This is a genomic window from Paenibacillus harenae, assembly GCF_030812415.1.
Lineage (GTDB): Bacteria > Bacillota > Bacilli > Paenibacillales > Paenibacillaceae > Pristimantibacillus > Pristimantibacillus harenae_A.
The window spans coordinates 792,013-807,481 of sequence record NZ_JAUSST010000001.1 but is presented as its reverse complement, the minus strand read 5'-3'; the positions used below and the strand labels follow the sequence as shown (position 1 = coordinate 807,481).

Annotated in this window: 16 protein-coding genes, 1 pseudogene and 1 other annotated feature; of the genes and pseudogenes, 14 read left to right on the top strand and 3 right to left on the bottom strand. The window is 51.1% G+C overall.

The annotated features are described in order from the left end of the window. The first annotated feature begins 95 nt into the window (after positions 1-95). Positions 96-509: a VOC family protein gene (locus J2T14_RS03870; RefSeq protein WP_307467913.1), complete on the top strand. Its 414-nt coding sequence runs from the start codon at positions 96-98 to the stop codon at positions 507-509. A gap of 92 nt (positions 510-601) precedes the next feature. Here J2T14_RS03870 and J2T14_RS03865 read toward each other — a convergent pair whose 3' ends face one another. Beyond that, positions 602-1,306 (bottom strand): cupin domain-containing protein, encoded by a 705-nt coding sequence (locus tag J2T14_RS03865; RefSeq protein WP_307467910.1) that lies wholly within the window; start codon positions 1,304-1,306, stop codon positions 602-604. Between the two features lie 208 nt (positions 1,307-1,514). Between J2T14_RS03865 and J2T14_RS03860 the strand changes: the two genes are divergently transcribed. From J2T14_RS03860 to J2T14_RS03815, 10 genes are all read left to right on the top strand, one after another. Continuing rightward, complete coding sequence (locus J2T14_RS03860; protein WP_307467908.1) at positions 1,515-2,420, top strand: LysR family transcriptional regulator; 906 nt, start codon at positions 1,515-1,517, stop codon at positions 2,418-2,420. 214 nt (positions 2,421-2,634) lie between these two features. Continuing rightward, complete coding sequence (locus J2T14_RS03855) at positions 2,635-3,456, top strand: transporter substrate-binding domain-containing protein (RefSeq protein WP_307467906.1); 822 nt, start codon at positions 2,635-2,637, stop codon at positions 3,454-3,456. Positions 3,457-3,488: 32 nt separating this feature from the next. Next, positions 3,489-4,277, top strand: a complete 789-nt coding sequence (locus J2T14_RS03850; RefSeq protein WP_307467905.1) for an amino acid ABC transporter permease — start codon at positions 3,489-3,491, stop codon at positions 4,275-4,277. Further along, positions 4,267-4,977, top strand: coding sequence for an amino acid ABC transporter permease (locus J2T14_RS03845; RefSeq protein WP_307467901.1), 711 nt, complete (start codon positions 4,267-4,269; stop codon positions 4,975-4,977). Before J2T14_RS03850 ends, J2T14_RS03845 begins: the two co-directional genes overlap by 11 nt. After that, entirely contained in the window at positions 4,974-5,726 is a 753-nt protein-coding gene (locus J2T14_RS03840; RefSeq protein ID WP_307467898.1) for an amino acid ABC transporter ATP-binding protein, read from the top strand. Before J2T14_RS03845 ends, J2T14_RS03840 begins: the two co-directional genes overlap by 4 nt. A 22-nt stretch (positions 5,727-5,748) precedes the next feature. Beyond that, on the top strand, positions 5,749-6,759 hold the full coding sequence (locus J2T14_RS03835; protein ID WP_307467896.1) for an LLM class flavin-dependent oxidoreductase: 1,011 nt from the start codon (positions 5,749-5,751) through the stop codon (positions 6,757-6,759). Then, positions 6,756-7,925 (top strand): amidohydrolase, encoded by a 1,170-nt coding sequence (locus J2T14_RS03830; protein ID WP_307467894.1) that lies wholly within the window; start codon positions 6,756-6,758, stop codon positions 7,923-7,925. Before J2T14_RS03835 ends, J2T14_RS03830 begins: the two co-directional genes overlap by 4 nt. Before the next feature lie 142 nt (positions 7,926-8,067). Continuing rightward, positions 8,068-8,565, top strand: a complete 498-nt coding sequence (locus J2T14_RS03825; protein WP_307467891.1) for a DinB family protein — start codon at positions 8,068-8,070, stop codon at positions 8,563-8,565. A 6-nt stretch (positions 8,566-8,571) separates the two neighbouring features. Further along, the gene (locus J2T14_RS03820; RefSeq protein WP_307467888.1) at positions 8,572-9,105 is read left to right on the top strand and encodes a GNAT family N-acetyltransferase; all 534 of its coding nucleotides are present in this window, start codon (positions 8,572-8,574) and stop codon (positions 9,103-9,105) included. A 48-nt stretch (positions 9,106-9,153) separates the two neighbouring features. Further along, a complete protein-coding gene (locus J2T14_RS03815; RefSeq protein ID WP_307205399.1) occupies positions 9,154-10,482 on the top strand; it encodes an LLM class flavin-dependent oxidoreductase in 1,329 nt (442 codons plus the stop codon). 275 nt (positions 10,483-10,757) lie between these two features. Here the strand turns inward: J2T14_RS03815 and J2T14_RS03810 are convergent, their stop codons facing one another. Both J2T14_RS03810 and J2T14_RS30775 read right to left on the bottom strand, forming a co-directional pair. After that, a complete protein-coding gene (locus J2T14_RS03810; protein WP_307467885.1) occupies positions 10,758-11,438 on the bottom strand; it encodes a hypothetical protein in 681 nt (226 codons plus the stop codon). Between the two features lie 36 nt (positions 11,439-11,474). Further along, positions 11,475-11,642, bottom strand: a pseudogene (locus J2T14_RS30775) (transposase); the annotation flags it as partial. 480 nt (positions 11,643-12,122) lie between these two features. On the opposite strand from J2T14_RS30775, the gene J2T14_RS03805 reads away from it, so the two are divergent. The 3 genes from J2T14_RS03805 (at position 12,123) to J2T14_RS03795 (ending at position 15,388) form a co-directional block, all read left to right on the top strand. Next, positions 12,123-12,389 carry an AbrB family transcriptional regulator gene (locus J2T14_RS03805; protein WP_307467882.1) on the top strand — a complete coding sequence of 89 codons (267 nt, stop codon included), beginning with the start codon at positions 12,123-12,125 and terminating at the stop codon, positions 12,387-12,389. Positions 12,390-12,499: 110 nt separating this feature from the next. Continuing rightward, positions 12,500-12,729 (top strand) — a binding site (T-box leader). Between the two features lie 105 nt (positions 12,730-12,834). Further along, positions 12,835-14,376, top strand: coding sequence for a 2-isopropylmalate synthase (locus J2T14_RS03800; RefSeq protein ID WP_307467880.1), 1,542 nt, complete (start codon positions 12,835-12,837; stop codon positions 14,374-14,376). A gap of 358 nt (positions 14,377-14,734) precedes the next feature. Continuing rightward, the gene (locus J2T14_RS03795; RefSeq protein ID WP_307467877.1) at positions 14,735-15,388 is read left to right on the top strand and encodes an NAD-dependent epimerase/dehydratase family protein; all 654 of its coding nucleotides are present in this window, start codon (positions 14,735-14,737) and stop codon (positions 15,386-15,388) included. Positions 15,389-15,469: the final 81 nt, after the last annotated feature.

Sequence of the window (15,469 nt, the reverse complement as noted above, 5' to 3'; positions counted from 1 at the left end):
ACGGAGACGGGGCTTTTTTTTAGCTTAGGCTGCTAAGATATGTTAAAATCTATACGAAATTCAATATTCGACTTAATCGTAGAGGAGCGGCAATATTGGCAAAAGAACTATGGCTTAATCTTCCGGTGAAAGATGTGGCGAGGTCTAGAAAGTTTTTCAGCGAGCTTGGATTCAAGTTTCATACCCGCCACGAGAATAGCGATGAGATGGCTGGTCTCATTATCGGGGACAAGCAAGTTATGGTCATGCTGTTTCCGGAAGCCGTATTCAAATCATTCATAAGCAACGAGATCGCCGATACGAAGCTTGGCACGGAAGTGCTGATTTCGATCGATGCGCAGAGCAAACAGGAAGTGGACGAGCTCATCGCTAGAGCAGTCGCGGCGGGCGGCGAGCAAATCGGCAAATCCAGCGATCTAGGCTGGATGTACGGCGGAGGCTTCATCGATCTGGACGGGCATCGCTGGAATGTGCTGTATATGGATGAGAGCAAAATACCGAAAGACTGAGAGATATCCAAGATCGCATATACCAAAACGGTTATCCATCAAGCGTCCAATCGGACTGCCTATGGATAACCGTTTTTCGTTTTTTGCTTTTATTACAGGTAATCCCAGCCGTTGCCGATAACCGGGTGAAACTGCGGATAAGGCTGCTGTTCGTCTCGGTGCAGGTAAACTTTCTTGCCCTGGCCCTGTACGTACTGGCCTTGTATGGCTTGATTCGGATGAGCCGTGTTGGACGTGGATGCGCCTTGAACCTGATTGTTGGCGGCGCAACTGGCTGGAGGGCCTATGACGACGGTGTCGGTAATCGGCGCAAGCGCCGCTTCGACGAGCTGCTCATTCAAGCAATAGGTGTGGGCGAGAACGCTGGCGGGCGTAAGGCGCAGCATATCGGAAGCTCCGATGAACTCCGGTATCGGAGCATCGAAGATGGCGAGCAGGTGAGTATTGTCGACGGTCGCCACCTCGTAATGCCACCAGCCTTGAGGCACATTGGCGACTTGGCCCGGTTGGATGGAGAAGTTGAGCAGCTGTTTGGTAAAGGAATTAATGATGGATACGACGGCAGCGCCGGAGATGCAGTATACGAGCTCGGAAGCGTTCTGATGGATATGCGGCTCAACGACGTTGCCCGTGCTCAGATAGATATCGAGCAGCGATACGTTGCCCAGCGTATTAAGCTGATTGACCGATAACGCGTTGATGAAATTGCGATTGTCTTTCGTAAAAGTGTTGTTATTGCGCAGATCGTAAGTAAATTGTACGTTCGGAGAAGTGAAATCCATATAGGATACTGCCACTTGATTCCCTGCCTTTCGAATGCGAGCATGCACGTTATAGATAGGCGTTTGACCTACCGTATACTGTATGCACATATGACAAAACCGTTCCCGCGACCGGAACAATTGACAGATATAAGGATGTTTGTTACATTAAATCATACAAAACACAGTTAATTAGTTGGTATTGAGCGGGGACAAAAACGGTGACGGCATGGGAGGCTCGAACGTGAATATCGAGAATATTGAAGCGTTTGTATACGTCATTCACAGCGGGAGCTTCAACAAAGCGGCCGAAGCGCTATATTTATCGCAACCGTCCGTTACGGCTCGGATCAAGTCGCTGGAGCAGGAGCTCGATTGCCGCCTGTTCGACCGCCAAGGGAAACAGGTCCAAGTAACGGAGGACGGCAAACGTTTCCTGCCCTATGCGCAACAGCTTCTCACGATCTACCAGAAGGGCAAGCTTCATATTAATCAGAGGAAGTCGCTCCTCAGCGAGCTGCGGATCGGTTGTACGGTGTCGGTATCGAACTACATCATTCCAGAGCTGCTGCCCAAGCTAAAGGAAAGGTTTCCCGAAACTCACTATAAGTTCGTTACTGCCGCAACCGACGAAATCGTAAGTAAGGTGATAAGCAGGGAGGTGGATATCGGCTTCGTTCGCAACGTCTCTCATCCGAACCTGCAGTCGACGAAGTTTTACGAAGATCCAATCCGGCTATACGCATACGAAGGGCATCCATTCCTCCATAATCAACATCCGACGGTTGAAGAAATTGCCGAGCAGCCGCTTGTGTTTTTCGAATGCGGGTCCCTCGATTGGCTGCGTATCCATCGTATTTTCGAGCATTTGGAGCAGTCACCCAATATACAGATTCATACCGATAACTCCGAGATGGCTAAAAAGCTGGTCATCAAAAAGGCAGGAATCGCCTTTCTGCCAGGACTGTGCGCGCAGCAGGAAATTCGCGAGGGGAAGCTTCATTCGATCTGCGTGCCGGAGACCGACGGCATTTTCCTTCAGACGAATCTGATCGCGCAGCATGGCGAGCACGCTGAATTTATACGAGAAATCATGACTATGGGAAAAAGCTTATTCGAGGCAAATCCTCGCCTCCCGCTTACCGTCTAAATACGAAACGTCCGTTGATCCGACTGGGTTTGCGGACGTTTTGCATTTCAGCCCGCAAAGATTGAATTGTTGAATCGACATATAGAATTTCTCTATTAGCGATAGCATTGACGTCCCGTAAGCGCAGGTGATAAAGTGAATGCAACACTAATCCTTACTTATCCAGTAGGAATTATGTGAATAATAATCAAACCGTTAATTGGGGGAGTAGAACATGAAGAAACCATTACTTTTTGCTGCATCAGCCATTCTCGTACTTATGCTTGCAGGCTGCGGCGGAAGCAAGAATAACAACGCGGAGCCGGCTAGCGCACAAGCAGGCAAAGTGACGAAGATCGTTGTCGGAACAGGCACGCAGTTCCCTCAAGTATGCTTTATCGACGAGAACGGCAAGCTGACGGGCTTCGACGTGGAGCTGATCCGCGAGATTGATAAACGACTGGACGATTATGAGTTCGATATTCAAACGCTGGAATTTACTAACTTGTTGTTAAGCCTGGAAACGAAGAAGATCGACCTCGTTGCCCATGAAATGGAGAAAAATCCGGAGCGCGAAGAGAAGTACCTGTTCAACAAAGAGCCGTACGCGCACTGGAGAAACAAAATCGTCGTAGCGAAAGACAACAATTCCGTGCAGTCGCTTGACGACCTGAAAGGCAAAAAAGTATTGACGACGGCAACGAGCGCGCAATCGACGATACTCGAAAATTACAATAAAGAGAACGACAACGCGATTGAAATCGTGTACCAGAACGGCGGCGCGAACGATTCCGTGCAGCAAGTCACTTCCGGAAGAGTGGACGCTTTTTTGGCAGCCGACTTCACCTTGTCGCTCGTCGATACGAAGAAGGAGTTGAAGCTGACGGGGCCAGCGCTTAGCGAAGCGGATATTTTGTTCATGTTCCGCAAGAACGATCCCGACCAGCAGAAGCTTGCCGATCGCGTCGACGAAGCGATTAGGGAGTTGAAGGCTGACGGAACGATTGCCAGCTTAAGCTCGGAGTGGCTGGGCAATGACTTTACATCCGAGGAATAGTCCAGTAAAGGCGAAGGAAGGAGGGGGACACCGTGGGAGAGCCGTTCGACTTTCATTACTTGCTTGATTACTTGGTGAAGCTGGTGCCGACTTTGCAGATGACTCTGCTCATCGTCGCGTGCTCCATCGTCATCGGCTTAGGAATCGGGCTCGTTGTAGCCCTTCCACAGCTATACAAAATACCGGTATTAAGACGGCTGTCCCAGGTTTATCTATCGTTTTTCCGCGGAACGCCGATTCTTATCCAGCTGTTCCTATTCTATTACGGCCTGCCGGAAATATTGAAGCTGGTTTATGTCGATGTGTCCAAAGTGCCTGCCCTCTACTTCGTTATTTTAACCTATGCGCTTCATAGCGGTGCGTACTTGTCGGAGATGATAAGAGCGGCGGTCGGCGCCGTCGATCGCGGACAGGTGGAGGCGGCATATGCCGTCGGCATGACGGGCTTCCAGGCGTTCACTAGAATCGTATTGCCTCAGGCGACCGCGATTTCATTGCCCGTGTTCTCGAATCTCGTTATCGCCAATCTGAAGGATACGTCGCTCGCATTTTCGCTTGGCATTATGGAGCTTACCGGCAAGTCGCAGACGCTGGCGGTCATGTCCAGACATTTTGTCGAGACCTACATTTCGCTCGCTATCATTTATTTCGTTATTAGCTATGGGCTTGAGAAGCTGTTCCATCTCGTGGAACGGAAGCTGCTGCGTCATGAGCGGCAGATCGTTTCGGACGAAAAGCCATCCCGCTACAGGAAATGGAAACAGCGCCGCTTCGCCCTTTCGCCAGGCTTCGGCAGAGGAGGCCAAGAAAATGAAGCTTGATTTCGGATTCATATGGACGGCGTTTATTGCCTTGCTCCCTGCGGTGCCGACTGCGCTTGCGATTACGGCGGTTTCCGTATTTTGCGGCTTAATCATCGGGACGGCCGTCGCCGTTATTCGGCTATACAAAGTTCCCGTGCTTTATCCGATTGCCTCGGCCTATGTAACCGTTATTCGCGGCACGCCGATGCTGACGCATCTCTTCATTATTTATTTCGGTCTTCCCATGCTTATTGACGGGGCAACCGATTCACTGGGCCTGTCTTTCCGTTCGGTGTCGATTCCGATGATCGGCTTCGCGTACATTTCCTTTTCCATTACGGCGGGGGCTTATATGTCCGAAGTTGTTCGTTCGGGTCTTCTAGCCGTTAACCGGGGCCAGATCGAAGCCGCCTATTCGATAGGCATGACGACATTCCAGGCGATGCGCCGGATCATCTTGCCGCAAGCCTTCGCGGCGAGCTTGCCTAACCTATCCAATATGGTGATCGGTATGCTTCACGGCTCTACGCTGGCTTTCACGGTGTCGGTCGTCGAGATTAACGCCAAAGCGCAAATCGTCGCAACGACGAACTGGAAGTTTTTCGAAGCATACCTCGCGGCGGCGCTCCTATTCTGGGGATTAACGTTCCTGATTGAGCGGCTGACCGCATTGGCAGAGAGACGATTCAATTTATACAACCGAGGCGGTGTCTCATGATTAAGCTAACGCAAATTCGCAAGAGCTTTGGACGGAACGAAGTGCTGAAGGGCATTGACCTGACGGTCGAGAAAGGCGAGGTTGTCGCCATACTGGGCCCTAGCGGCTCGGGCAAGACGACGCTTTTGCGCTGCATTAATTATTTGGAGAAGCCGAATGAAGGCCGGATCGTGATCGATGACTTCTCGGTGCAATGCAGGCGTCCGGATAAGAAAGCGATCCATACGCTGCGCCAGAAGACGGCGATGGTGTTTCAACAATACAACTTATTCAAGCATAAGACGGCCCTTGAGAACGTTATGGAAGGGCTGTTCGTGGTCAAAAAAATATCGAAGGACGAAGCTCGGATACGCAGCATCGAGCTGCTGGAGAAGGTCGGGCTTGGGAACAAGCTGGATTCGTATCCGAGCGAGCTGTCCGGCGGGCAGCAGCAGCGCGTCGGCATTGCAAGAGCGCTGGCTCTCAATCCCGAAGTCATTCTGTTCGATGAGCCGACATCGGCGCTCGATCCGGAGCTTGTCGGCGAAGTATTGGCCGTCATTCGCAAGATAGCGAAGGAAGGCATCACGATGATTATCGTGACGCATGAGATGGGCTTCGCTCAAGACGTTGCGAGCCATGTCGTCTTCATGGACGAGGGCGTCATCGTCGAGCAGGGCAAGCCGAATGAGCTGTTCACGTCCCCGAAGGAGGAGCGGACGAAGCAGTTCTTGAAGCGAATTACGCCGGAGGCGGCCTATTCCATCTAACGAACAGAGGAGAGAAACCAGGATGACATTAACATTTGGCATTTTAGATCAAAGCATCGTTTTTCCGGGGCAGACTGCAGCGGAGGCGCTCGGCAATACCGTGAAGCTGGCGCAGCAGGCCGAAGCGCTCGGCTACGAGAGATTCTGGGTGGCGGAACATCATGATTCTCCGGTAACGGCAGGCTCTTCCCCTGAAGTGCTGATTGCATACTTGCTCGCGAATACGAGCTCGATTCGGATCGGCTCTGGCGGCGTCATGCTGCAGCACTACAGCCCTTATAAGGTGGCGGAAAACTTCAACGTACTTGCCTCGCTGGCCCCGGGCAGGGTGGAGCTGGGCATCGGCCGCGCTCCGGGCGGTCTCCCCCGCTCGACGAAGGCGCTGCAGAAAGGGATTGCCGAGACTGCGACTCTGGAGGAAAAGCTGACCGAGCTGGAGCAGTTCCTTCACGGCAAGACAGGCGAGGATCACCCGCTCGCCGGTCTCGAAGCAAGTCCGATGCCTTTGCAGCCTGCCGAAGTCTACTTGCTCGGAACGAGCATATCGAGCGCGAAGCTGGCTGCGGAACGAGGATATCCTTACGCATTCGCGTTGTTCATCAACAACGATCCGGAAACGGCGATCAAGGCGCTGGATCTTTACCGCAGCACCTTCAACGCGAAGCATGGCAGGAAGCCGAAGGCCATCCTGGCGCTTTCCGTTATTGCGTCGGATACCGATGAAGAAGCGAATGAGATCGCAGGTCAGATGAAGAGCGTGAGAGTGACGCTTGCCAGCGGCAAAACCGTGAATGTCGGTTCGCTGGCGCAAGCCGAAGAATTCGCTAGGCAAGCGGGCGAGAGCTTTACGGTTGAAGAACGGGAAGCCGACATTACGAGAGGGACGAAGGAGACGATCCGCAAGCGTCTGCTTGAGATCAAGGAGCAATACGGGGTAGACGAATTTATTTTTACGACGATTATTCCTGACTTCGCAAAGCGGGTTCGTTCCTTCGAGCTTCTTAAAGAAGCGTTCCAAGGGGAACTTGTATGAGCCGTCAAGCCGCCGAAGCGCTGCAGGACCGGCTAATCGCAATCCGCAGACAAATTCACGAGAATCCCGAGCTGTCGCATGAAGAGTTTGAAACGACGGGCGCAATCAAGAGCTGGCTGAACGAAGCGGGCATACGTATCGTCGATTACGGCCTGATGACGGGCGTTATTGCCGAAGTTGGTGGCCTGCGCGGCGGGCCGATCGTTGCCGTCAGAGCCGACATTGACGCCCTGCCGATACAGGAGGAGACGGGGCTGCCGTTCGCGTCCAAAGCACCCGGCAAAATGCATGCTTGCGGGCATGACTTTCATGCGGCGGCCATTCTCGGAACGGCTTTCTTATTAAAGGAGCGGGAAGCGGAGCTTGAGGGAACGGTTCGATTCTTGTTTCAGCCGGCGGAGGAGAAAGCGAAGGGCGCGCGGCAATTGATCAGAAACGGTGCACTGGCCGGTGTCGATGCAGTCTTCGGCTTGCACAATAAGCCGGATTTGCCGGTCGGCACGATCGGCATCAAGGGCGGTCCGCTCATGGCGGCGGCGGACGGCTTTGTTGTAGAGGTTGAAGGTCGCGGCAGTCATGCCGCCGTACCGGAAGCGGGGCTTGACCCTATCGTAACGGCAGCGCATATGATTACAGCGCTGCAATCGATCGTCAGCCGCAACGTGAGCGCGCTGGATAGCGCGGTCGTCAGCGTGACGAGGCTGAACGCCGGAACGGCGTGGAACATCATCCCGGACAAAGCGGTGTTCGACGGCACGCTGAGGACGTTCAGCGATGAAGTGCGCAGCGTAGTGCGTGAGCGGTTTGAGCAGGTCGTGCAAGGCGTTGCGGCAGCCTTTGCCACGAAAGCGTCGGTGAAATGGATCGAAGGCCCGCCTGCCGTACGCAATGATCAGTCATGGGCGGACACGGCGCTACATGCAGCCGAGAAGCTTGGATATCGGGTCGTAGCCCCGACGCCTTCCCCGGCGGGCGAAGACTTCGCCTTCTACTTGAAGGAGACAGATGGACTATTCGTCTTCCTCGGAACATCCGGTCCGCAAGAATGGCATCATCCGGCGTTCGATTTGGATGAAGACGCGTTGCCGGTAGCGGCTGCCTTCTTCGCGGAGCTTGCGGATCAAGCGCTGCGCAAGCTGTCGGCGGAGGCTTGTCAAGGAGGATGATCGTTTATCTAGATGGGCGAAGTATTAGCCGGTCAAATCGAAGGCAAAGAGAACGGATACGACCTAAGCATGCTCGAGATCGGCCGTTTCTTAAAGCGTTAAGCCAAATAGGATCGTTTCATAAAGATGAGGGGGAGCTTGCATGAGCCAGATAACCGAAAAAGTAAAAGCTTATTTGAACGCATATGACGAAATCGAGCAAGAAATGAAAGAACTGACAGAGGAACAGCTTCGGTGGAAAGCGGCCCCGGGATCTTGGAGCGTGACGGAGGTACTTACGCATCTTGCGGATCATAGCATCGTAGTCTCTTTCCGTATTCGCGAGCTGCTCTCAGGCTCGGAAACAAGATTGCCTGCCTTCAATCAAGACGCTTGGGTGAGTGGCCAACTAGGAAATGAAGGAGACGCGCAGGATATTCTTGCGGCAGCTCGCGCCTTCGTTTATTACAACAGCTTATTGTTCAAGCGGCTTCCAGAGTCGGAATGGGTGCGGACCGCGATTAATTTCAAAGGCGAAAGCGTATCGCTTTCGGCCATTATTACGGCATTCGTTGCCCATGTTAATGGGCATTTGGGACAAATTCGTAGAATTAAGGCGGCAGAATCTGCTGCGAGGAACATTATACAAGAAGGCAGGTGACAGGGAATGGGTCAGCTCTCTATTAACATACGCCATTCGGAACAAGGCGATCTATCATCGATCGAAGAGGTGCTGTTGGACGCTTACGGCCAGTATGAGTCGGTGCTGCCCGCAGCGTATTGGGAGCAATACAAGTCGAATATATTAGCAGCCGTCAACAGCGATACGACAAAAGCGAGATTGGTAGCAGAGCTGGATGGATCGGTTGTCGGCAGCGTGTTCCTGTTTGATTCGTCGGAGCTTGCATACGGCAATCCTGAGCTTGATATTCAATCTCCGATCATCCGGCTGCTAGCCGTATCGCGTAAAGCTCGCGGCCATGGCGTGGCTACGGAGCTTATTCGCAGCAGTGCCAGACTTGCGCTTGAATGGGGATCGGAGACGCTTCATCTCCATACGTCCGATATGATGGATTCGGCCGTTCGTTTGTATGAGCGTCTAGGATTCGAAAGGGCGTTCGACAAAGATTTAATGAATGGAGAGACGTTAGTGAAAAGCTACCGTCTGAAGCTGAAGGAGACGGCTCTGTTACAAGCTTAAGATCGAATGAAAAGTAATAAACAAATACGATATAGGAGGTTATAAAAGATGGCGAAGCGCAAATCGATTAAATTTGGTGCAATCATTCATGGTGTGGGAGGCAATATATCTGCTTGGAGACATCCGGAAGTACCTGCCGATGCGAGTGTAAACTTAGGCTTCTACAAGCAACAGGCACAGACGGCCGAAGCAGGCAAGTTCGATCTCGTATTCATTGCGGATGGTCTTTATATTAACGAAAAATCGATTCCTCACTTCTTGAACCGCTTCGAACCCATAACGATCTTGTCGGCACTAGCTGCCATCACGTCCAAGATCGGACTTGTCGGCACGTTATCGAGTTCTTATGCCGAGCCGTTTACGGTGGCAAGACAATTCGGCTCGCTTGACCATATCAGCGGGGGACGCGCAGGCTGGAATGTCGTTACCTCGCCGCTTGAGGGATCGGCGAACAATTACGGCAAGAAGGAGCATCCGACACATGACGAACGTTATAAAATTGCAGAGGAATTTCTCGAAGTAACGCGCGGGTTATGGGATTCATGGGAGGACGACGCTTTCGTAAGAGATAAGGAAGCCGGCGTATTCTTCGATCCGTCGAAGATGCACCGCCTTGATCATAAAGGCGAGTATTTCTCGGTGCAAGGACCGCTTAACATTGCGCGTTCGAAGCAAGGCCATCCAGTCATCTTCCAAGCAGGCTCATCGGAGAGCGGCAAGCGGCTGGCGGGTAAAGCGGCGGACGCCGTATTCACCGGGCATGAGAATATTGAGGAAGCGAAGGCGTTCTACAAGGAAGTGAAGGAACGTACGGTGGCGGAGGGGCGATCAGCGGACGACATCGTTATTTTCCCGGGTATTGGACCGATTATTGGTCGTACGGTGGAAGAAGCGGAACGCAAGTATCAGGAGCTCGCCGGGCTTGTATCGATCGAGAATGCGTTGAACTACTTGGGCCGATTTTTTGATCACCACGATTTCTCGCAATATCCGCTAGACGGGCCGTTCCCGGAGCTTGGCGATCTCGGCAGCAACAGCTTCCGCAGCGGCACTGACAAGATTAAACAGACAGCCAAGGCGAATAATCTGACGCTCCGCCAAGTTGCGTTGCAATCGGCTACCCCTCGCGGGCAATTCATCGGCACGCCGGAGAAGATTGCCGATCTCATTCAGCAATGGCATGAGGAGGAAGCCGCAGACGGCTTCATTATTCATTCCTCCATTCCGAGCGGGTTGAAAGACTTCGTAGAGCTTGTCGTTCCGATTCTCCAGGAGCGCGGCATCTACCGTACGGAATACGAGTCGGATACGCTGCGCGGCAACCTAGGCTTGCCAATACCTGAGAATCGCTATGCAAAGCAAAAGGTCAATAGTTAAAGCCGATTAGGACAAAAGGGAGATTTGTATCCGTTTGGTGCTTGTATTCATTTAACCTTGCTAAAAATCCCTTTAGTGATCACTCCCCGCTGCTCAGGTAAAGGATAAACATAGCAGTTATGCAGGTTTCATTAAGCAATTAGCTCCTATTGACAGTGGAAGTTTTTTGAAAAACTGCATCTGAAAAAACGATGCCAAAATGATAATGCTACTTTACTTGAAGCAGAAATAACCGACCGCTGATCGTGATATCTGTAATTATAGTTAGCAATTGTCTATACGGCAGGTTTAAGATGAATTCGCTTATTCTTTGGAGTCTGTTGGGAATGCCCTAGCGAAATTCGGAGTAGTGTTTCCATTGCGTCGTTTGGAGTTAAATGCTTCGTGTTTTGGCGGAAACAGAATTCATCCAAATAAGCTTGCGCAGAAGCCGGACGAAGTCCGTAAAAGGTAACATTGATCCATTCGAAAGCAGCTGTCGCGATGACCTTTAATGGTGAATGATCTTTCCAGCCGATGGTAGGTCTGCGATTGATGTCGAGCTTGGTGACTTTGTCGCTGACGTGAACCGCCAAGAAGGCATTTTCTGCTTCTCGAGATAGTATTTCTCTAGGTTCTTGTATGGAGGCGGCGAATTTGATCTTGTAATAGGGGAAATCGGAGAAGCTCGTAACCGAACGCGCTGCAATGACCGCTCTCTCGCATTGCTCCTTCTCGGGTGACTGGTATAACTGCAGCATGTAAATAGCTGGTTTGACTTCGACGTGGCCAGACAGCAGGATATCTCGATCCATGTCGGTAATAGCACGACGAATCTTGCCCAGCATGGACCAAGCTGTCTTATATGAGACGGAAATGAGTTCGGCAAGCGTAACGGCATTCGTTCTGCTCTTGCTGGACGCGACAAGAAACATGGTGCAGAGCCATTTGTGAAGAGGCGTCTTGCTCTTATCCATGACCGTACCTGCTGTTAGCGAGGTCTGATGCTTACAATTGCGACATTCATATAGCGGCAAACGACGAGTAGTTATCGTATAAGCAGCGGAATGATCGCATCTTGGACACCGATAGCCAGAAGGCCACTTGAGCCGAAAGACGAGCGTAATACAAGACGATTCATCGGCGTATTTCTGCTGAAAAAGCAACAGTTCGTTACTCATGAAAGCTCTCCCTCGCAATAACATTTACGAACATTTGTTCTTATTTTATTTTACCATATGCGAACCCAATTTACAATAGTTGGTCTTATTGGATGACGAGAGTTTGGTGGGAGTTTAATTGTAATATTTACTTTTAATAGGTTGATTTGCTGTTAAGGGAAACTGTACTGGGCAGATGGGAGTCATATCTATAAGATAAATTATTACGAGGTGAAATTGACCTGAGCAGATGGGAGTCTTACCTAACAGATAAATTATTGCGAGGGTGGAACTGATCTGAGCAGGTGGGAGTCTTACCCAAAGAGAAATTATTTCGAGGTGGAACTGACCTGAGCAGATGGGAGTCTTATCTAAAGGACAAGAAGATATATAAAGAGACAGCTGGACAGTTGTTACAAGAAAATAACAAAAGATTAGTTGGAACGAGGTTATTCGGTCTGGTAAGTAAAAGTTGATCAGAATCTGTGGATATGGTGTAATATGGAATGTTGCGGCTTATGTGAATCAGAGAGAGGGCTTACTTATGATAAAGCAATTGTATACAATTTCGGCCGGTTTCTGATCGTGCTTGGCGCGTCTCTAGTTGGAGGTGTTTTATTCCAAATATTTCATATTCCGATTCCTTGGCTGCTGGGACCTATGATCGCCACCTTGATCGTCTCAAGCTCGACGAAGATCAAGCTTGTTTGGCCGGATCAACTTCGACAAGCGGCTATGATTACGGTCGGATATACGATAGTCCGTTGATCAGTCATTATGATGCGGGTTCTCCTGCGGCGTCTACTGCCGCGGTTGGCATGTTTCAAGTTGATTGACAAACGAAGGCCGAGTGGCATATAATTCAAATAATTTCATCCGCAAATGTCACGATTAGAAATAGTAGAAGTGCAATGACCTTTCAGAGAGCCGCTGGCTGGTGCGAAGCGGTAACGTCGTTCATTTCGAACTCGTCTATGAACAGCTGCCTGATATGTAGGGTATGCCGGAGTTCCACCGTTACAGGGATAGATGGTGATGGCCATCGAAGAAGATCATTTCGCAAGAAATGAATTAGAGTGGTACCGCGAGCTAACGCCTCGTCTCTATACGTAGAGACGGGGCTTTTTTGCGTGGTTGAATTCCGGGTTCAACCCGCCTCGCTTCACATATAACATGCAACAGACCATAGGCGCGAGTCCAAGGAGGAAACACCATGAACCGTAAAATTATCGTATTCGACACCACATTGCGCGACGGAGAACAAGTGCCGGGAGCAAAGCTTAACATACAGCAGAAGATCGAGATTGCCCAGCAGCTTAAGAGGCTGAACGTCGACATCATAGAAGCGGGCTTCCCTGCGTCGTCGCTCGGCGACTTCAAAGCGGTACAGCAAATTGCGCGCAGCGTAGGAGACAGCGTATCGATTACGGCCCTTGCCAGAGCGGTTAAAAGCGACATCGATGCCGTCTACGAGAGCGTGAAGCTGGCGCAAAATCCGCTGATCCATATCGTCCTCGGCACATCCAACATACATGTCGAGAAGAAGTTCAGCCGCTCTAAGGATGCGGTACTGCAAATGGGCGTCGATGCCGTCAAATACGCGAAGACGCTGCTCCCGCAAGTGCAATATTCGACGGAGGATGCGTCGCGTTCGGATTTCGAATATTTGTGGAAAACAATCGAAGCCGTCGTTAAAGCGGGCGCAACGATGATTAACGTGCCGGACACGGTAGGCTACGCCGTGCCCGAGGAGTTCGGCGAACTGATCCGCCGTATCAACGATCGGCTCAAAAATCTTAACGATCAAGTCATACTAAGCGTTCATTGTCATAATGATCTTGGCCTAGCAACGGCCAATACGCTTAGCGCGATCAAGAACGGAGCTCAGAAAGTCGAGGTTACGATCAATGGTCTCGGAGAGCGAGCAGGCAACGCTTCCTTGGAAGAGGTTGTGATGGGACTTAAAGTGAGGGAAAACCATTTCGGCTGTTATACGGACATCAATACGAAAGAGCTGCTCAAATCGTCAAGGCTCGTCACGCTGTTGACCGGTCTCGATGTTCAGGTGAACAAGGCGATTACGGGGGACAACGCCTTCGCCCACTCCTCCGGCATTCATCAGGATGGCTTGTTGAAGGATAAGCAGGTATACGAAATCATGTCGCCGGAGGATATCGGAGTCGATAGCATGGAGCTCATCCTGACGGCAAGATCGGGAAGGCATGCGTTCAAAAACGCGGTCGAGAAGATGGGCTTCGATACGAGCGATACCGAGGACTTCGAGCAGCTGTTCGCCAAGTTCCTTACGCTCGCGGATGCGAAGAAAGAAGTATACGACCATGACGTGTTCTACCTGGTGACGAATCATCGCACGATCGATGCGAGCAGCAAGCAGCTGTTCGAGCTGGAGTCGTTCCAGGTCGTCAGCGGCGACGTAAATCCGGCAGCAACCGTCAAGTTGAGAAAAGGAACAGAGTCGGTTCAAGGCAGTTCGGGAGGAGACGGTCCGATCGACGCTCTCTATAGCGTCATTAAATCGTTGGTTGGCCTCGACGTGCAGCTCAAAGATTACAAGATCAACAGTCTCTCCAGAGGAATGGAGGCTGTCGGAAGAGTCAACATCCGCATTGATTTCGCGGGCAAGACTTACTCTGGACGTGCGATGGATACGGATATTATCAAAGCGAGCGCATTAGCTTTCTTGAACGGCATCAACGCCGTATTGCTGGATAGCGGCAATGACGGCCGCAACTAGGGCGTATAATCGGCTTGAGGGACACCGGGCAATCATGTACAGTGTCCTTTTTTTGGATTGATGTCCGATTTTTTTTGGTAATGTAGATTTGGCCGCTGCGCGTTCTTGTGCTGTATTGAAGCAATGAAGTAAGATTTATGAATACTAGACAGACGATGGACCAAACCGCTGGGTCGGTCAAGGTCAAGGGCTAATCAAATACGAAATCCGGCCAAGCAGGATGGGAGATTTGCTAAATAGGATCTGAAGACCCCGCCGATTGCCGGTGGGGTTTTTATTATTGGGCGCAGACTTGAATTGACTTATTTAGAGGGATTCGCAATACTTTAATGAGTTGAATAGGGAGGTACGATATAAAATGAACGTGTTGCTATTCGGCGCGACAGGCATGGTCGGCCAGGCGGTGCTGCGCGAATGTTTGCTTGATCCCGAAGTGCAAAGCGTGCTATCGGTTGGTCGAAGCCCAATTGGCAGGCAGCATGCGAAGCTAAAGGAAATCACACATGCGAATTTACTGGATCTTGCGGCTATCGAGCATCGGTTGACGGACTATGACGCCTGCATCTTCTGCCTTGGCGTATCGTCCGCGGGCATGTCCGAGGAGAAATACCGGTCGATCACTTACGGTATTACGATGCATGTCGCTGGAACACTCGCCAAGCTGAATCCGCAACTGACGTTCCTGTACATAACGGGCATGGGAACGGACAGTACCGAGCACGGAAGCAGCATGTGGGCCAGAGTGAAGGGCAAGACGGAGAACGATCTGCTGAAGCTGCCGTTCAAGGGTGCGTACATGTTCCGCCCCGGCGCGATCTTGCCGAAGCATGGCGTAAAGTCCAAAACGAAGCTGTATCATTTTTTCTATGTCGTATTGAAACCTTTCTATCCATTAATGGAGCGAATGAAAACGGTCACGACCTCGGATAGTCTTGCGCGGGCGATGATTAAAGTCGCCAAGCACGGCTATTCGAAAGAGATTATCGATAGCGCGGAGATTAATCGGATTTGAACTTATTTTCGTGCGAGGCTAATTCAGATTGTGTCAATTTGTTTGTTCTACCATTGAGTTGTCCCCCTCCTCCGCTTATAA